The organism is Candidatus Neomarinimicrobiota bacterium, assembly GCA_021734025.1.
Classification (GTDB): domain Bacteria; phylum Fidelibacterota; class JAANXI01; order JAANXI01; family JAANXI01; genus JAANXI01.
Map to the genome: position 1 here is coordinate 12,882 of JAIPJS010000007.1, position 18,469 is coordinate 31,350.

The following is an 18,469-nucleotide window of genomic DNA, read 5'->3' on the forward strand; positions in this document are numbered from 1 at the left end:
TCGCCGGATTATATCTTAAAAATCTTATTTCCTTGGGATTTCACCTGAGAAAAAGACTGTAACGAGGTATGCATAGATGACTAGAAAATCGGAGATAAAAAAGGTGCTGAAATCCGGATGGGTTCCGTATCCGGAGGACCATCTTGATGAAATTTTGAATGACGCCTCCCCGGCTATCCAGGAATGTATCATCACGTTGGCGGAGCGGGTTCAAAAGCTCAGCGAAATCGGGACGGCGCTCTCCGCCGAGCGGAACCTCCCCCGACTGCTGGAAAAGATCGTCGATGAGGCCCGCAATCTGACGAATGCGGACGGCGGTTCCATCTACCTGATGAGCGATGATGAGACCGAACTCTACTTCGAGATTGCACAGACCACCTCGCTGGGGATTCGCATGGGCGGTACCAGCGGCAAGATGTCGTTCCCGCCGATTCCGTTGTACAATGATGACGGTACTCCGAATCATTCCAACACCTCCACACATTGTGCCCTGACCGGCGAAATTGTCAATATTCCGGATGTCTACGCCGAGGACGGGGAGTTCGACTTTTCCGGTCCGAAGCGTTTCGACGAGGCGAACGATTACCGCACCAGATCCCAGCTGAGTGTGCCGTTCCGGAACCACGAGAACGAAATTATCGGCGTGTTACAGCTCATCAATGCTCAGGATCCGGACACCGGGGAATTCGTCGCATTTTCCAACGAAGCCCAGGAGCTCACGGCATCTCTGGCATCCCAGGCGGCGGTGGCCATCACCAATACGCGGCTTATTCAGGATCTGGAAAACCTGTTCGAATCGTTAATCCAGGTCATTGCGGCAGCAGTAGACGAGAAATCGCCTTATACCGGCGGGCATATCGAACGGGTGGCGAACCTCACCATGCGGATAGCCGAGGTCATTAACGAAACTGACGAGGGCGAACTGGGCCAAGTCCACTTTGACGAGGACGAAATGAAGGAGCTACGGATCGCCGCATGGTTGCACGATCTCGGTAAGATTACTACCCCGGAATATGTTGTGGATAAATCCACCAAACTCGAGACGATTTACGACAAGGTAAACGCTGTCCGCCTGCGGTATGAGATCAAACAGCGTGATGCCGAAATCGAACGGCTGAAGAAAAAACTGGAGACGGCAAACGGTCAGGCTGAACAGGCGCCGGATACCATTGATGAGCAAATCGATGAGCGGAAAAAAACACTCGAGAAACAGCGCGAATGGATCAAGGTGGCGAATATCGGCGGGGAATACATCACCGATGAGAAGAAAGAACGTATCGAACAAATTGCAAAGCAAACCTATGAACTGGAAGGGGAAGAGTACCCCTTATTGGAACCCGTTGAGGTGAAAAACCTGAAGATCGGACGGGGCACGTTGAACGAAGAAGAGCGCCAGATTATCCAGAATCACGCGGCGGTGAGCAAGAAGATGCTGGAAAAACTCCCGTATCCAAAGAAGTTGCGGCGGATCCCCGAGTATGCCGGCGCCCACCACGAAAAACTGGACGGATCGGGGTATCCGGACGGGTTGACGGAAGACGAACTTCCGATGCAGGCGAGGATTATGGCGCTTGCCGATGTGTTTGAGGCGCTCACTGCGGAGGATCGCCCGTACAAGCCCGGGAAGCAGCTCTCCGAAGCTATGAAAATTCTCGGATTTATGGTGAAGGACCATCACATCGATGACCGGTTGTTCCGGCTCTTCATTGACTCCGGCCTGGTAAAAGAGTACGCGCTGGAGCACGTGAAACCCAAGCAGATCGACTATCTGGAATACGATGAAGAAGGCAAGCCGATTCCTGAAACTGAAAACGCATAATTCCATCAATGGCAAAATTCTCTGCACAGAAAATCGGTCGCATCCTTGCCGTCATTCTACTCAGTGCAGTACTTGGCTTGTTGCGGAATTCATTGTTTCCGCGGGGCATTGAATTCGGGACGAGGGAGCAAACCCGCGCTTCCGAAGATACGCTCGGACTGGAGATTGAAGTGGATCAGGCGTTCCGCCTGTATCAGGACAGCGTCCGGTTCATCGACGCCCGGAGTCCGGCGGAATTCAAAACATCCCATATTTCTGGCGCCATAAATATCCCTGCAGGCGCCAGCATCGAACAGAAAATGCAGCTCACATCATCTCTGGAAAAATCGGTGAAATACGTTGTCTACTGTAATAATCCGGAGTGTCCGCTGGGACATCAGTTGTACGAGTATTTGCAGTTCGCTGAATTTACGAATGTTCATCTCATGTACGAGGGCATCGAAGGCTGGGAATCGGCCGGTCATCCGGTTACGGATACTGCGGAGGGCGATGATGGCTGATACTCCGCAGCGGGATTGGTTTCAGCTGGTGCTCCGGATTTTGTTGGGCGGTATTTTCATCTATGCGGCCATTCCAAAAATTTTATCCCCGAACGTGTTCTACCTGGACATCCTCGGGTACGATATTGTCGCCGGAACACTGGCGAAGTTTACGGCTCTCTGGCTCCCGTGGATCGAACTGCTGGCAGCCCTCGGAGTGATCTTCAGCATCTGGTATCTCGCTAGTCTGCGGATTTTTCAGGGGGTCCTGGCCTTTTTCGTGGTACTACTGACCGTAACATTGGTACGCGGTATTACCGCCGATTGTGGCTGTTTCGGCAGCGCCAGCGGACAGGTGACCTGGTGGCACGTTTTTGGTGATGTAGTGCTGCTCATGCTGGCGACATTTCTGGTCAGCTGGTCGAATTTTCAGGAAAAAGCGAACGGCGGTATTGGGGAATAAGGTATAGGGTAGGGGGACACGTATTGTGAACTGTGTATTACGTGAGCAAAACGAATCCGAGGGAACGGACACTGGACTGAGGACGTGAGACGCATGACCGTTTGTAACAAATACACTTTAACACGCTTTTTAACTCGAACACCTGAACACATAAACACTTCGACACTGGGGTAACATGAGCAAAGGCGACGATATATCAATTCAGGTAAGTCTGTATCCGCTGGAGGATACGGATATTACCGAGGCAATCTTCAACTTTCTGGACATCTTCAGATCCCACGGGTTGGATTACGATCTGGGTAGCATGAGCACAGTGATTTCCGGGAAGACGTCCGTCGTCTTCAGAGCACTGGAGGATGCCTATAGGATGGCGGCTGAGGATAATCGATTTGTGCTGGTCTGTACTATGTCCAATGCCGTCCCCACGGAGAAGGATCTGGAGGAGTTGCGGGAGTAGTTCTCTATCCTTTTTCGATGGGTGATAAAAATAGTCATCCTGAGCGACCGAAGGGAGTCACCCCGAAGGGATCCTTCTGGGGAAGGATCTGGTCAGGTTCACCTCGGAGGTTTCTTTAACAGGTTCCTTCACTCACTGGCGTTCGGTCGGAATGACTTGTTTTTCACATTTATCCCGCCATCCCGTCGTGGCGGGATGAATGGTTTTCTGGGTGGGATTCCGCCCAGACTCCGCTGAATGGCGAAGTCAAAGCCCGGGGGCTCCATAATATACGAAACCCCACTAGTCATCCTGAGCGACTCCGCGCAAGCGGAGGAGTCGAAGGATCTCGTTATTGAAACGCCGGAGGTTCCTTCACGAGATTCCTCCACTCACTGGCGTTCGGTCGGATTGGCTGGTTTTTATAATTGCCCAACCGGGCAGAGACATGCAGGGGCAGACCTTACAGGACAAACCGAATGTTTGATTCCGTGAACCTTCCCAACCTCAACTGGCGCAACATTGTCCTCGTAGGCGGTCCGGTACTCAGCGTTCTGTTTATCCTGATATTTGACCTGGAACCAGGTCGCCCGGAGGTGACTTACACTGCTGCCATTGCACTCCTCATGGCACTCTGGTGGATTACGGAAGTTATTAATCTCGGCGTCACCGCGCTGCTGCCGCTGGTGCTGTTTCCGCTGTTTCATATCATGCCCGGCAAGGAAGTCGCGCCTGTCTACTTCAATAACGTCATCCTGCTGTTTATGGGGGCGTTCATTGTGGCGCTGGCCATGGAGAAGTGGGAACTCCACCGGCGTCTTGGTCTGCGAATTTTGGCGCTCCTGGGTAACAGCGGCCCCGGCATCATCTTCGGATTCATGGTGACCACCGCCTTTCTCTCCATGTGGATCTCTAACACCGCCACCGCCATGATCATGGTACCTATCGCCCTGGCGGTGATTTCCAAACTGGAGGACGATATCGGCAGCGACAACATCCACGGATTCACCATAGCGCTGTTGCTGGCCATTGCGTATGCCGCCTCCATCGGAGGAACGGCTACCATCATAGGCACGCCACCGAACCTGGCATTTATCAAGATCTATAACATTTACTACCCGGACGCCGAAATTATTTCTTTTTCCCAGTGGATGGTCTTTGCGCTGCCGGTGGCCGTGGTTTTCTTGCTAATTGCGTGGGGAGTGATTCTGGGGTTGTCCGGCGTATTCAAACAAAAAATAAACCTGGATAGAGAATATTTCCGAGGTGAGTACCGCAGACTCGGGCCGGTTGCTTATGAAGAGAAAGTTGTGATGGTCGTTTTTTCGCTCATGGCGCTGCTCTGGATTACCCGTGCCGAACTCCAAATCGGCTCAGTGACTATTCCCGGCTGGTCGAATCTGTTCCCGGATCCGTCATTCATCGATGACAGTACCATCGCAATCGCCATGGCATTTGTGCTGTTTCTCATTCCGGCAAAGTCGGAAGAGTCCGGGCGTATCATGCACTGGCGGGACGCCCGGAACCTCCCGTGGAGTATTATTTTGCTCTTTGGCGGCGGCTTTGCCCTGGCCGAGGGTATGAAAGTCTCCGGACTTTCCGAATGGATCGGGAGCCATCTCCACGGACTCGCCAACGTTTCCCCGGTAATCATTATTTTGACTGTTGCGATTTTGGTGGTATTTCTCACGGAGTTGACGTCCAACACCGCCACCACTCAGATGATCCTCCCGATCCTGGCTGCGGTGGCCGGCGCCACGGGCATTGCGCCACTGCTGCTGATGATTCCGGCGACGCTGGCGGCGTCCTATGCGTTTATGCTCCCGGTGGCCACGCCGCCCAACGCCGTGGTGTTCGGTTCCCGGAGGCTGAAGGTGTACGAAATGGCCAGAGTTGGTCTTTTGATGAATTTTCTCGGCGTCGGGCTTATTCTGTTGGCCGTCTTTTTTCTGGGCAGCGCAATTTTTCAGATATAGTATGGAACTTTTGTTGTAGTTTTTGTGTCCAAGGATTTGTTGTAAGTATAGTTGGGCGCTGTAAAATCAATTTTTTTGTATCAAACGTCGTATCAAAACAGGTACTCTATGACAATTCAGCAACGGTACTGGATGCTGTTTTTCTTCGCCGGGATTTTACTGGTGACCGGGACAGCCGTTTTTGGAGAGTCCATCCACGGATATGTGCGGAACGCCGAGACCGGAGAGGGGATTCCGTATGTCAACGTATTCATCGAGGATACCACCCTGGGCACGATTACTAACCGGGATGGCTATTACGTCATCCCGCAGGTTCCGGTGGATTCGCTGACCGTCATTGCCCGGTATATCGGATACGAGACCGGTGTCCGGCCGGTGCTGGTGCACCCCGGAGAACGGTTGCGTATTAATTTTCAGCTGGCGGTCAAGCCGATTTCCGGAGAAGAAGTGGAAATCACAGCGGAGCAGCAGCGGTTCCGGAACGAAATCAATGTGAGTATGACGTCGCTGGACATGCGGGAGATCAAAACGGCGCCCACCGTGTTCGAGGCTGATATTTTCCGGACAGTCCAACACCTCCCGGGCGTAAAATCTATCAGCGACTTCTCCAGCGCGCTGTACGTCCGCGGCAGCACACCGGATCAGAATCTGATTCTGCTGGACGGCATCACCGTCTACAATCCGTATCATCTGGGCGGATTGTTTTCCACCTTTAACACGGAGGCGATCAAAACGGCTGAGTTCCATGCCGGCGGATTCCCGGCGAAGTACGGCAGCCGGATGGGCGCGGTGCTGGACATCACCAACAAAGAAGGCAACAGCCAGGAGTTTTCCGGGCAAGCCGACGTTTCACTAATTTCGTCGAAACTGTTCCTGGAAGGCCCGCTCAAGAAGAATCCCTGGGTAAAAGGATCCTGGATGGTGGCCGGCCGGCGGACGTATTATGATATTCTGATGGAGCCAATATTTTATTTCGTTCGCCGGAACAACCAGGATCAGGGTGATCTTGCCAATATCCGTTTCCCGTACTATTTCTATGATTTCCAGGGAAAAGTGAATCTGGATTTTTCACCGGATCACCGGTTGACACTCAGCTCCTTTTATGGTGACGACGTTTTTCATATCTATTCTGATTCGGATGATTCAGCAAATAATCCGGATAACCAGTATCAGTATAGTAATATGTACAGGTTTGACTGGCGTTGGGGAAACAGAACTAATTCCGCAACCTGGCGCTGGATCCTCTCACCGAAACTGGTGATGAAGACTTATCTCGCGGGCAGTCGGTTTCGTTTTTGGATTGATTTTGACGAACAGAGTGAAGGTTGGGAGACGGTCACCGAAGATGACAGCACTTGGTCCTATACCTGGAAAAACAGTTTTACCATGGATATAGGAGATATCGTGAAAAACCGCAGCGGGAAGGTAGAGTTTACCTGGCAACCGACACCGGCTCACGTTGTCACCTCAGGAGTTCAGTATAAACAACTTGGATTTCTGCTTGGAATGGTATTTGGCGGTGAGGATATGAATAACGGGGAGACACTGGTTGACTCAGATACGTTGCTCTGGATCCACGAAACGCCGAACGAATTTTCCGTATATCTGCAGGATCACTGGAAGATCTCTCCGCTATTTCAAATACAAGGAGGCCTCCGGGGATACCGGTATTCATTTCATGACGAATATTACATAGATCCTCGACTGAGCGCTAAATATTTCCTCCGGGACGATTTATCACTGGAAATCGCCTGGGGCAGATACCATCAGTTTCTCACTACCGCGAATCCGCCAGATGAACTGCTCCGTTTTATCGATATCTGGTTGCCGATTCCACAAGACAGAGTTGCCCCGGTGGCTGAGCATTACGTGATTGGCAGTGAGTGGATTTCTGGCAAAGGTTACCTGCTCTCGGCGGATGTCTACTGGAAGACCTTTGATAACCTCGTCAAGCTGCGGGGCGTGAACCTGTTTGCGGATGATGTACCAATAGATACATCGTTGAATGACTTTTTGGATTCGGATGCAACCGCTTTGGGGTTGGAATTACTGGGTAAAAAGCGGTTTGGGAAAGTTCGGGGGTGGCTGGGATACACTTTTTCCCGGACGCAATGGTATGATGAAGAACACGGTTGGTATGTGCCAAAGTACGATAGAACCCACACCGTGAATTTAGTACTGAGTTACCAGCTCACTGACCAATGGCAGATGAACGGAGCCTTTACCTATGCTTCAGGGAATCCGTATACCCCGTTGCTGGCGCGATACCATACCGCAAGTAACTATGGATGGGATAGGTATGACAGTTATTTTTTTACGGACAATGCTTATATCAGTGGGGAGTTTCATTCCGATCGCTATCCGGCATATCATCGGCTCGATATTGGATTTCGAAACACAAAGGAGTGGTGGAATGGATATCGTACCTGGTATTTTCAGGTGCAAAACGTTTACAACCACATGAATGTTTTCTTGTATTCTTATAACGAAGAATGGGATTACCGGGGTATCAGAGATAAGGGTGTTCAGCGTCGCCCAATACCGATGTTTCCCTTTTTTCCGAGTGTAGGATTTATCTATGAATTTTAAAGATGTATTCCAGGGATTGGCTATCGCGGCAATATTCCTGTTGATCTCCTGCTGGGGATGGCAGGAAGAATCCATTACGACGCCGAATTACGAACCCGCTCTTAACGTGATGGCTGTTATCTCACCCGATACCACGTTAATTAGAGTGATGCGGACTATGCCGTTATCGGGGCCGACTATGCAAGTAGATACTATTGAAAATTACTGGAGCGAGTATGGTGTGGATGAGGATCTTATTGTACGCACGTCATATTATGAAGTGATGGACGCAGAAGTAAGGATATCAGGAGCCAACAGGACATTCACATTTCAGTTAAAAGATCAGGAGCCGGAACCCCACGAATACCGACGGCTCGACGATTCAATTCATGTGTATTATCCCAGCAGTTTTAATCCACGGGCAATTTACAAAGATACCACTGGTGTATTCACTCCGCAACCCGGCCAAACCTACTCTCTTTCTGTATACTCTCCGTCGCTGGACCTTTCTGTAACAGGGCAAACAACTATGCCGGAACCAGGGCGACTGCATCATAATGCTATGCCGGACTCTTTTCGTGGAGATCGGACATTTCGAATGATATGGTTTCCAGGTAGTACTCCTTACTATCAATTGAGTACAGTTCCCCAGGCAGATGGGTTCTGCGGAGCACATAATTTGTATTTAGTCGATGAAGATACGACCGTGCTTATGATTCCGGCGCCTTCCTGTGCAGGGAAAGAAATGGCCATTGATTCGGTGACCTACCTGATGGTTGATTTGGTCACGATGGATGCCAATTATCACCGCTATTTCAACGAACTCCCGGAGGAGGGAGACGATTTTGAATCGTTCGTCATGGAAAACGTACAGTCTGGATACCAGGTTGGTATCCAGGGAGGGTATGGTATCTTTGGATCGGTTGTGGTCGCCCGGGATTCAATTCCGGTAAAACGGTATTGGGGCAACTAATTAATCTGTATCCTGTGGAGTATCCGCTTCTTCCCCCTCAAAATCCAGCGCCACAGAATTAATGCAGTAGCGCAAGCCCGTCGGTTCCGGGCCGTCTTCGAAGACGTGGCCGAGGTGCGAGCCGCACCTGGCGCAGAGGACTTCCGTCCGGCGCATCAGCAGTTTATTATCCTGGCGGGTGATCACGGCATCTTCATTAATTGGCTCCCAGTAGCTGGGCCAGCCGGAGCCGGACTCGTACTTGGTCTCCGAGCTGAACAACGGATTGCCGCACGCGGCGCATTCGTAGACACCGTCTTCTTTATTGTGGAGTAATTTCCCGGTGCCCGCCGGCTCCGTGTCCGCTTCCCGGAGGATTTTATACTCTTCCGGTGACAGCTCCGATTTCCATTCCTGTTCCGATTTCTGGATTTCGACCTTCATAGATACGTTATTCTCCTTCGTCATTTCCTGTCCGCCGCACCACTGGATTAATCCCAGTAAAATTAGCCCAAAGATAATTATTGTGCGGGGCATAGGTGCCTCTGTTCTGTTAATCTAATTAGATCCTACAACGAAAATATGCGTGGTATTGTTTCGACGCCGTAATTTTAATTACCATTGTGCCGAGAAGTTCATCCCCGGATAAAGTTGGTTCCTGTCGGCGATCATGGTGGGGGTTAGTTGAAAGTGTGCTCCCTGATTCGGACGATTGGTATTCGTTTTCGGCGCGATGAGTTGGTAGGTATAGTACGCTCCACCGAGTCCGGCGGGGATATCCACCAGCGTCATAAAGTCCGCATCGTTGAAATCTCCGAGGAAACTGATGCCGCGAACCAGCGCCATGCCGGCAAGGCCGCCCAGTCCGACGATCCCGGCATCCCCAAGGGTGAGGTCGCGGCTTGCATTCAACCGATGGGCAGCATATAACCCCAAATCGATTGATCCGGTTAATAATCCAAGGACACTTTTATATTCGTCTATTTCAAAATAATACATAAGGCGAAATGCGGTGAAAGTACCGGCAAGGCCGCCGAGATTATAAAAAGCTGCGTCGCCAGTGGTTACCCGTTCCTCTTTGAAATACTTATGGCTCAGATAGCCACCGGCCAAAGCGCTGCCGTAGGTAATGAGCGATGCCGTTCGAAGATAGGCTTCCGGATTGTCGATTTTCGAGGGAGATTTTACCAGCAGAGCAAAAGCGGTGTAACCGTTGAGTGCGCCATATCCGAGATTCGACGTTATTAAATTGGCCTGTCCATCGCTGGGCTGCCATCTTTGGTACAGTTTTTCACCCTGATACACGCCATACGGGACGGCAAACATCATATAGGTGACCATGAGTTTTCCATCCGGATCAAAATCGAACCACCGTTCCCAGCCTACGGTGGAAATGAGCGGAAACGTGGAGAGCCATCCCATGGAACTCCCGGCCGCCAGCATGGTCACCCGCGATTGTGGCAGATCCATGGTTTCGGTTTTCTTCCAGCTGTAATAAAATCCCCCGGCGGCAGCGATTCCCTGTAGTCCGACGTATATTTGGCTGTTTTCAACGCCGAGTACGAACGGGATCCCCCATCCGTATAAAACGTTGCCGTAAAACATGGTTAAACCAATGGCATACGCCCGGCCTTCGTGGGATACCTGTCGTGTGGTGTCCGGAGACTCGGCGTACTGCCGCTGGTATTCCAGCACCTGGTCTTCGGTTAATCCCAGCGATTTTTGCAGCGAATTCAGCATCGCCCGCTCGTCGGACGTGATCACGCTATCGCGCATGGCTTCCTGGTACGCATTTTTGTAGGCGTCTGACTGGGCGAATAATCCGCCGGCACTCATCAGTCCGATACAGAACAGAATTATGTATTTTTTCATAGATTGTACTCACGGTCGGTTGTTTATCTTCGTTCTCCCCAAATATACTTCGCCGTGGTGTTACGCACACATTAATAGCATTACGGCAGTGGAGGGAGAATTAGCCCTGCTTATCGCAGGGAGACATCACAAAATATAAGATAGACTAAGAAATTGATTTTTTACAAATAATAATTGATGGCCTGGATTATTCATAAACTCGTGGACTTGTAATAGAAAAATTCGGTCTCTGTTGTCGAGAAACATCGATTTGCAGAGACACGCCATGGAGGCTGTGTGAAAACAAAGAAACAAGGGAAAAATTGTGAGTAATCATCCCATTTTCTTCCGAGTAGAGACGTGCCATGGCACGTCTCTACAGTCAATAATATCAATGGGTTATCTTGTATTTTATACTGGGTAGTAATATGAAAAGTCATAAGAAAAAAATCCTTGACACAGCATTCTCACACAGCCTCCATTGAGTGTCTCTACCCAAGAATATTTTGGGAGCGGAGTACTGCCAGTTCATGCCATACACGCGGTCAGTACTTCAATACCAATTCCAAAGGTCTTTTTACGAATAATCCAGGATAGCAGAAAATCAACAGGCAGGCGATAAAAAGATGCCATCTTTCGGAAAGATGGCCTCTTTAAATTCAGGATAAAATTTTGGATAATCAGTGCTGCTTATACTTGTAGAGGTTTTCCGCGCCCACTTTATCTTCGGCCTTTTCAAGGGCGTACCGGCTCTCGAACAACACAATCGGATTCCCTTCCATATCTTTGGTGACATGGGTAAAGTAACTCGACTTCAGGTCTCCGATGACTTTTTCATCGCTTGGCAGCCACCGGGCAAAGGTATACGGGACTGCCGTGGTGTTCAATTCTGTGTTGTATTCGGTTTTCATGCGGTGTTTCACCACGTCGAACTGTAAGACGCCGACGGTTCCCAGCAGCAATTCATTCCCAACGCCGTCCGGTACTTCAAAGACGTGGACTACGCCCTCTTCCGAGAGCTGTTTCAGGCCTTCCCGGAGTTGCTTCCGCTTGAACGGTTCCTTGGTGGAGACCCGGAGAAAATGTTCCGGCGAGAACAGCGGAATTACGTTGAATTCGGCCGGATCATTTGTATAGAGCGCATCCCCAATCTGGAATTCGCCGGGATTAAACAACGCTATGACATCGCCGGGATACGCCTCTTCCAGGATGTCCCGCTCGTCACCCATCAGCGTATGCGGTGTAGAGAGTCGCACGGTTTTGCCGGTGCGATCATGGGTCACTTCCTTCCCGCGTTCGAACTTGCCGGAGGTGACGCGGACAAACGCCGCACAGTCCCGGTGATCCGGATTCATGTTGGCCTGGAGCTTAAAGATAAATCCGGAGAAACTCCTGTCCAGGTCGCGAATATTATCATCGGCTGTCTTATACGGTTGCGGCGATTGGGCCCATCCGGAAAAGTGATCCAGGAACAGATCCACGCCGAAATTGTTCAGTGCCGAACCGAAAAAGACCGGTGTCACTTCGCCATTGAGGAAGGCGTCCTTCTCAATCTGCTCTAATTCATCCTGAATGAGCAACACTTCTTCCTCAAATTGCTCCAGTTCGGAGGCCGGAATTGTGGATTGTGCAACCGCTTCTTCCAGAGATACAATCTCCGTAGCAGCCTTCTGAGTACCGTGTTCTGCCTTATCATAGAGGTGGACGGCATCTTCCGACACAACGTAGATGCCCTGGAAATGCTTCCCGCGTCCCATGGGCCAGGTGGCCGGTACCGCCTGAATGCCGAGGTTGCTCTCGATGTCGCTCAGGACTTCCAGCGGCTCCAGTCCGACTCGATCGCACTTGTTCACGAAGGTGATAATCGGGATATGTCGCATCTTACAGACCTCGAACAGTTTCTCGGTCTGCTCCTCCACACCCTTGGCCACGTCGATGACCATCAGGGCGTTGTCCGCGGCAATGAGCGTCCGAAGCGTATCCTCGGAAAAATCCTTATGTCCGGGCGTATCCAGCAGGTTGTATTTAATATCTCTATACTCGAACCGCATGACAGAGGAGGTAACGGAAATCCCACGCTCCTGCTCGATGGTCATCCAGTCGGAGGCGGCGTATTTCCGGGCCTTTCGGCTCTTGATGGAGCCAGCCTCATGGATAGCACCACCGTAGAGGAGAAATTTCTCCGTGAGGGTCGTCTTCCCGGCATCCGGGTGGGAGATTATCGCGAACGTCCGGCGGCGGTTCACCTCGCGCTCAAGCTGATTCGGTTTTTTGGTGGTTTTTGTCAGTGTATCTGTCGACATAAAAGTTCTTTTCGTATGGTATTAACGTATTTAAACAGTTTTCAGAGATAAAAAAGTAATGTGAAACTGCTACTGAAATTGTGTCGCGAAAATCATAATAAAAAAAGTACTACTGTTGTTCGCGAGAGTCAACGATTGTTCTGAATTTGCACAGGCACTTGTTCAGAAAAAACCTCTCCGTCGGTGACCGCTTCCGGCGTCGCCGACGGTCATTTAGAGTTACGTCCGTGATTTTTTTCCACGCTAAATGAATTGAGTTCCATTCGCCAGTCATCCCGAGCGATCCCGCGGCGGCGGGAGAGTCGAGGGATCTGGTCATTTCTGCATAGGAGGTAAAATTCACGAAATTCCTCCTCCGGAAAGATTCACTGATGGGACACTCCCCGATGAATCTGGGTCGATTGGAAAGACTTGACCCTCCTACCCCAATACAACTCACCCTCTTGTTCTCCCTCTCTTCGAAGAGAGGGAGAAACGCAATTTCAAAATTTCAGAGATGCGTTCCCGTTCCTTTTCTGAAGAGGAACGGGTTAGACCCAAAGGGTTCCCTGTGGGAGGGATGGAGTGGTGTTTATGTATAAGCGTGAGAATCCGTTAATTGCATACCAGAGAGTTTTATTACCGGTAGAATTTTACTTCACCCTCTTCCTCGGTGCCTCCCCCGTTAGTTCGAAGCGCCTAATCGGAATGGGGCATGTGCATACCATGGGAAAATAACCAGTCATCCTGAGTGAGCGGAGCGAGTCGTCCCAAGGGGATCCCTCCGGGGAAGGATCTCGTCATCCGACCCTCGGAGTTTAAATTACGAGATTCCTCCGCTCGTTCGACAACTGCCGAACTCGGTCGGAATGACTCAAGGTTTTGCACAAAGAAGAATCTCCAGTTTCCGTGAGGAGTTTCCGTCGAAAAACCGGGTAATTCAAATACTCAACCCCCGCATCACATTCACGCCGCCCTTCAATGTATCCGGATCCAGCATCACGTTCACGCAGGCCGGCTTTCCGGAATCCAGTGCCCGTCGGATGGCCGGGGCAATTTCATCCGGAGATTCCACGAACTCCCCGTGACCTCCCAACGATTCAACGAACTGATCATATCGCGTGGGAGCGAGATCGGTTCCTGTGGATTTGTTTTCGCCCATGATGGCTACCTGTGGATTCCGGATCTGCCCCCAGCCGGCGTCGTTCCCGATAACAGAGACAATTGGCAGGCCGAACCGGACGGCGGTGTCGAACTCGAATCCGTTTAAACCGAACGCGCCATCTCCGTGCAGAATGATGACTCGCTTGTCCGGGTACACCAGGTGCGCTGCGATGGCAAAGGACGGCCCGACGCCCAGACAGCCGAACGGCCCCGGATCCATCCACTGGCCGGCGTGAGAGAGCGGAATCATCTTGGAGCCGACCGCTACTATATCTCCACCGTCGCCGATAATAATCGGATCCTCATCGATGAACTCCGCCAGCTCCGCGCAGAACCGGTGATGAGTGATCGGAGTGTTTGCGGATTTTCCTTTGCTTCGGAAGGTCGCCTGTTTTTCCTCTTCTTTGGGCCGGATTTCGCCAGCCCACCCGGAAAAATCGACATTAATATTTTCGCTGAGATATGTGAACGCCTTCTCCAGATCACCAATGACGCCGAGATCCACCTTGCGGTTATTCCCAATATGACTCCCGTCGTTATCCAACATGACCAGGGGAGCGTCGTTATTGAATTTGCCGAACTTGAGGCGGAAGTCAAGTGGCGTGCCGGCGATTATGATGAGATCGGCGTTTTCGAAAGCGTGCTTTCGTGTATACTGGAAGAACGCCGGATGATCGGCCGGCAGCGTCCCGCGCGCCATCCCGTTCAGGAAGGTAGGCAGATTGGTGTGTGTAGCAAATTCTTTGAGCGCTTCTTCGGCTCCATCCCACCAGATATTACTGCCGGCCAGCATGACCGGCTTCTTCGCCTGCCTCAGCATGGACTTGAGGGACTCCAGAGCGTCATTCGCTGGCTCTGGGGCGGTCTCCGCGAAGAATGGGCTGTAGCTTTTTACATCTCCCGGGGAGATCATTTCCATCAGGATATCGATGGGAATTTCCAGGTAGGTCGGCCCCATGGGCGGCGTCAGCGCCTGTCGGATCGCGGACTGGGTGTACTCGGCGATACGCGCAGGATCCGTAACCGTACGAGCCCATTTGGTCACCGGTTTCACCAGATCCAGTTGGTGCATCTCCTGGAGGGAGCCGCGATCCCACTCGTCGAACGGCGCCAGTCCGGCGAAGATAACTACCGGTGAATTGGCGAAATATGCATTAGTGATACCGGTGATCGCATCAGTGACGCCCGGACCGGCGGTGACGATGGCCACGCCGATATTTCGGGTGAGCCGCGCGTACCCATCTGCGGCGCGGACGGCCGCCTGCTCGTGCCGGGTATCGATGACCTGCATGTCCTCGTCCTCGCACGCCAGGTAAATGGGAGCAATGTGCCCGCCGCACAGCGTAAAAACATGCTCTACGCCCATAGACTTCAGAATCGGCGCAATCTGTTGGCCGCCGTGGATCTTGGACGAATATTTGAGGGTGAACTGGATCGCTTTTTGGGCAAATTTTTGTTTCAGGGACATGAATTATCTCCGGATCTGGATTATAAGATATTATATAAAGGTAGCGATTTTCACCCAGAATTGAAAAAGAAGGGAGGGTTCAAGGTATAGGGGAATAGGGGTATAAAGGTATAGCGAGTAGCATTAATCTTAATCATCCCAGAGGGATCCCTGCGGGATAATCTTACTCTTACTCGATTCTACCTTGAAAAGCAGAAAGGAAATGGGAGAAAGGAGAAAGGAACAGATTGAATATCCAACCGATGAATATCGCATGTCCAATGATGACGTGCCCGGCCTATACCCGCCTTGAAGGAAGAATGAAAAGTGCAGAAGGAAGAATGAAAAAAATCAACTAACAAAAGCGCAGCGAAAGCTGCGACAACAAACGATTACACGGTAACACGATGACACCCTAACACGTTGTTACTCGAACATTTGCAGACTTCGTATATTTTCCCCATTGACTTTTGAAATGGACACAAGTAGACTGCTATTGTATTTAGTTTGTCGTTCGATCCTTTTCGGAGGTACACATGGTGAAGCGATTTGTCGTTTTCGTACTAGCATTGTGTGGTGTGCTCATCTCTTCGGTAAGTTTTGCCCAGTTGGGAGAGCATCGGCTCCCAGCCAACGCGGTGATCACTGGCATTGATTTTCACAATAGAAACCACGGAATCATCACAACAGCTGATTCATTGGTGTATCTCGTAAATGTTCAGAACCAGGATTCCGTGAGATTCACACCGGTCAATGTACTGAATATGGCATACCCGGATTTCGCCTCTCTGATTGAAAATCCGGTTTGGTTGAATGATTCAACGGTCTTTATTACGACATACGAAGGCGTCGGTGGAGATAAGTATCTCAAAATGAGCCAGGATACGGGAAGAACGTGGCAGGAGGTTGCGTATTTCAGCGGACTGGATTATCCCGGTGAATATTATGCTGTGGGTGATAGTCTGTTGTTCTTTACTATCACGAGTGATGTCGTGGGAAGTATGGGTTTATATATCCTCGATATATATGGTGAACAGGGCGATTGGAGGGATTTCCACGATATTTATTCCGGAGGTTTTACGCCTATCAATTCTGATACTGTTGTTTTTACAACGTTTACTGACTCGCTAGCATTTTACTCAATTTCGAACGATAGTCTGTGGTTTGTGGAAACCGATCTGAAAAGTCCGCGAAACCGCTCTCCGCTTTTTAGACTCCTTGAATATGCCGGCGACGATATATTAATCGGGTCAACATGGTGGCGGGATAGCCCGGACGAACCTGATTCTCTTTTTCGCAGTACCGATGGCGGTAAAACCTGGTCATTTGTCCTGGAAGGACGCCGATTTACATCGTTCAGTCAAACAAGGTATACCTGGATTGCTGATATTGGGAGTACCCTCCAGGTTTATCAATCCAGAAACCAGGGGGGATGGTGGACTGAATTAACTTCAATTTCAGGAGGGAAAGCATTTGCGCCGTCGAGTCCGGTTTACTATTGGATTGGAGCGGATTCCGGGCGTGTCTATCAAATGTGGTATGGGCCAAATCGTGTCGAAAATTTAAAGAACAATTCATTGCCGCGATCAATTGAGATCAACGCCTATCCCAACCCGTTTAACAGTTCGGTGACATTCCGGTTGCAGAACCTGGATCCGAACACGGATTATGACGTTCGCGTGTATAATCTATTGGGGCAACGGATACGCACCATCTTCACTGGGAATCCGGACAATGATGCGTTATCACTTCGCTGGGATGGGAAGGCCGCTGATGGAACCGCCGTCGGATCCGGTATCTATTTTATCCGGGTGCGGACGGAAGGATTCCGGATTCACCAGAAGATTTCGTTGGTTCGATAGGCGGGGAATTCCGGAAACGTTCTCTGCGAAAAAAACCGACTCCGCTATTTCATATCGATAAAAATTTTGTACATTAGTATGAAATTTATCACGGCTATCATATGGTATTACTTATCATTCTTTTGAACCAAAACTCGTACAGGTAGCGTTTCATGTCCAGTCCGCAAAACTTTATTCCCGGTATATATAATTATTGCGACTATATCTGCGAAAAATGTGTATTTACCAATCGATGTTATCTCTACTGGTCAGAAAATGATCCGGAAGCCGCTGATGAGGAAATTGAACTGAGCGCTACCGATCTGGAAGAGTTCATGGATGAGTTCGACGAAAATGTGTTCCGGAATCCGGATCCTGCCGATGCTCTGGAGGATTTTGAACCGCCGGGGAGGTACCACCGGACGCACGGTGTGGTGGCGCCGGCCTATGAGATAATTGAAATTCTTGATCCGATTATGGAGAACCTGGCTGCCTCGAATCGTTATCCGGAGGAAATGACAAAAGCCATCGAATTGGTGCTGGAAAACTATCTGTTGATTTCGGTGAAATACTACCGCGCGATCCATAACATCAGCTTTGACACCGGGGTCCATATCTCAGAGATGGAAGTATTTAAATATATGGATGCCGAAAAGATTCTGATGGCGGTAAAGGCGTTTCTCTGGAACCTTCGGAGCGGAATCGCAACACTGCGTGCCTTTATGCCGGGATACAATACCGAATTTACACAGGCGCTTCAGCTTAGCCATGAGATTGAGGAGCGCATCGACACCGATTTTCTGCCCGCCACCCGGATTATCCTGAGCCGGCACTCTCATTATTTCGACGACGAAGATCTGGAACCGTAAGTGTATTTCGTACTGCGTATTGCGTAAAAGGCCTTAGTACAGCGTTTTAGAGGTATTATTGATAATATCATGAGTTTAGCGTTTTCAGCTCGTGGTCCGTGGTTAACCCTCTAATCGGCTTAACTATGGAGTAAAGGTCTTAACTATAACACTGTAACACTTTTCCAGCCTCCGGTTTCCGCACAACCTATTTACAATTCCCAGGTCGTTTGTAACCCATATCCGGTTTTTCTCTCTAATAAATAAAGCAAAGCAAATTGGTGTGGAAGTTGAATGACTCAATCGTATGGTGAATCCCATGGAAATGGTTATATTTATACCA

13 protein-coding genes are annotated in these 18,469 nt (G+C 50.3%); 9 read left to right on the forward strand and 4 right to left on the reverse strand.

Annotation, left to right across the window (positions count from 1 at the left end; genetic code table 11):
* Nucleotides 1-76: 76 nt before the first annotated feature.
* From K9N57_09290 to K9N57_09320, 7 genes are all read left to right on the forward strand, one after another.
* Nucleotides 77-1,819 carry a GAF domain-containing protein gene (locus K9N57_09290; GenBank protein MCF7804370.1) on the forward strand — a complete coding sequence of 581 codons (1,743 nt, stop codon included), beginning with the start codon at nucleotides 77-79 and terminating at the stop codon, nucleotides 1,817-1,819.
* Between the two features lie 8 nt (nucleotides 1,820-1,827).
* Nucleotides 1,828-2,319, forward strand: coding sequence for a rhodanese-like domain-containing protein (locus tag K9N57_09295; GenBank protein ID MCF7804371.1), 492 nt, complete (start codon nucleotides 1,828-1,830; stop codon nucleotides 2,317-2,319).
* Nucleotides 2,309-2,761, forward strand: a complete 453-nt coding sequence (locus K9N57_09300; protein MCF7804372.1) for a hypothetical protein — start codon at nucleotides 2,309-2,311, stop codon at nucleotides 2,759-2,761. The genes K9N57_09295 and K9N57_09300 overlap by 11 nt, the downstream gene beginning before the upstream one ends.
* 175 nt (nucleotides 2,762-2,936) lie before the next feature.
* Complete coding sequence (locus K9N57_09305) at nucleotides 2,937-3,218, forward strand: Ykof family thiamine-binding protein (GenBank protein ID MCF7804373.1); 282 nt, start codon at nucleotides 2,937-2,939, stop codon at nucleotides 3,216-3,218.
* A gap of 458 nt (nucleotides 3,219-3,676) precedes the next feature.
* Nucleotides 3,677-5,173, forward strand: a complete 1,497-nt coding sequence (locus K9N57_09310) for a DASS family sodium-coupled anion symporter (GenBank protein MCF7804374.1) — start codon at nucleotides 3,677-3,679, stop codon at nucleotides 5,171-5,173.
* Nucleotides 5,174-5,281: 108 nt separating this feature from the next.
* A complete protein-coding gene (locus tag K9N57_09315) occupies nucleotides 5,282-7,762 on the forward strand; it encodes a TonB-dependent receptor (GenBank protein MCF7804375.1) in 2,481 nt (826 codons plus the stop codon).
* Nucleotides 7,752-8,714 carry a DUF4249 domain-containing protein gene (locus tag K9N57_09320; protein MCF7804376.1) on the forward strand — a complete coding sequence of 321 codons (963 nt, stop codon included), beginning with the start codon at nucleotides 7,752-7,754 and terminating at the stop codon, nucleotides 8,712-8,714. Before K9N57_09315 ends, K9N57_09320 begins: the two co-directional genes overlap by 11 nt.
* On the opposite strand, the gene msrB is transcribed toward K9N57_09320, so the two are convergent.
* The 4 genes from msrB to K9N57_09340 all read right to left on the reverse strand — a co-directional run bounded on the left by msrB (nucleotide 8,715) and on the right by K9N57_09340 (nucleotide 15,458).
* Nucleotides 8,715-9,137, reverse strand: coding sequence for a peptide-methionine (R)-S-oxide reductase MsrB (gene msrB, locus K9N57_09325; protein ID MCF7804377.1), 423 nt, complete (start codon nucleotides 9,135-9,137; stop codon nucleotides 8,715-8,717).
* Nucleotides 9,138-9,308: 171 nt separating this feature from the next.
* Nucleotides 9,309-10,565, reverse strand: a complete 1,257-nt coding sequence (locus K9N57_09330) for a hypothetical protein (protein ID MCF7804378.1) — start codon at nucleotides 10,563-10,565, stop codon at nucleotides 9,309-9,311.
* Nucleotides 10,566-11,224: 659 nt separating this feature from the next.
* A complete protein-coding gene (locus K9N57_09335) occupies nucleotides 11,225-12,847 on the reverse strand; it encodes a peptide chain release factor 3 (protein ID MCF7804379.1) in 1,623 nt (540 codons plus the stop codon).
* A 919-nt stretch (nucleotides 12,848-13,766) separates the two neighbouring features.
* Nucleotides 13,767-15,458 carry an acetolactate synthase gene (locus K9N57_09340; protein ID MCF7804380.1) on the reverse strand — a complete coding sequence of 564 codons (1,692 nt, stop codon included), beginning with the start codon at nucleotides 15,456-15,458 and terminating at the stop codon, nucleotides 13,767-13,769.
* 515 nt (nucleotides 15,459-15,973) lie between these two features.
* On the opposite strand from K9N57_09340, the gene K9N57_09345 reads away from it, so the two are divergent.
* Together K9N57_09345 and K9N57_09350 are read left to right on the forward strand one after the other, a co-directional pair.
* The gene (locus tag K9N57_09345; GenBank protein MCF7804381.1) at nucleotides 15,974-17,299 is read left to right on the forward strand and encodes a T9SS type A sorting domain-containing protein; all 1,326 of its coding nucleotides are present in this window, start codon (nucleotides 15,974-15,976) and stop codon (nucleotides 17,297-17,299) included.
* A gap of 152 nt (nucleotides 17,300-17,451) precedes the next feature.
* Nucleotides 17,452-18,147 (forward strand): hypothetical protein, encoded by a 696-nt coding sequence (locus K9N57_09350; GenBank protein ID MCF7804382.1) that lies wholly within the window; start codon nucleotides 17,452-17,454, stop codon nucleotides 18,145-18,147.
* Nucleotides 18,148-18,469 lie beyond the last annotated feature (322 nt).

Coding starts and splice junctions, on each gene's coding strand:
- K9N57_09290 (MCF7804370.1), top strand. CDS start 77: ATGACTAGAAAATCGGAGATAAAAAAGGTGCTGAAATCCGGATGGGTT.
- K9N57_09295 (MCF7804371.1), top strand. CDS start 1,828: ATGGCAAAATTCTCTGCACAGAAAATCGGTCGCATCCTTGCCGTCATT.
- K9N57_09300 (MCF7804372.1), top strand. CDS start 2,309: ATGATGGCTGATACTCCGCAGCGGGATTGGTTTCAGCTGGTGCTCCGG.
- K9N57_09305 (MCF7804373.1), top strand. CDS start 2,937: ATGAGCAAAGGCGACGATATATCAATTCAGGTAAGTCTGTATCCGCTG.
- K9N57_09310 (MCF7804374.1), top strand. CDS start 3,677: ATGTTTGATTCCGTGAACCTTCCCAACCTCAACTGGCGCAACATTGTC.
- K9N57_09315 (MCF7804375.1), top strand. CDS start 5,282: ATGACAATTCAGCAACGGTACTGGATGCTGTTTTTCTTCGCCGGGATT.
- K9N57_09320 (MCF7804376.1), top strand. CDS start 7,752: ATGAATTTTAAAGATGTATTCCAGGGATTGGCTATCGCGGCAATATTC.
- msrB (MCF7804377.1), bottom strand. CDS start 9,137: ATGAAGGTCGAAATCCAGAAATCGGAACAGGAATGGAAATCGGAGCTG.
- K9N57_09330 (MCF7804378.1), bottom strand. CDS start 10,565: ATGAAAAAATACATAATTCTGTTCTGTATCGGACTGATGAGTGCCGGC.
- K9N57_09335 (MCF7804379.1), bottom strand. CDS start 12,847: ATGTCGACAGATACACTGACAAAAACCACCAAAAAACCGAATCAGCTT.
- K9N57_09340 (MCF7804380.1), bottom strand. CDS start 15,458: ATGTCCCTGAAACAAAAATTTGCCCAAAAAGCGATCCAGTTCACCCTC.
- K9N57_09345 (MCF7804381.1), top strand. CDS start 15,974: ATGGTGAAGCGATTTGTCGTTTTCGTACTAGCATTGTGTGGTGTGCTC.
- K9N57_09350 (MCF7804382.1), top strand. CDS start 17,452: ATGTCCAGTCCGCAAAACTTTATTCCCGGTATATATAATTATTGCGAC.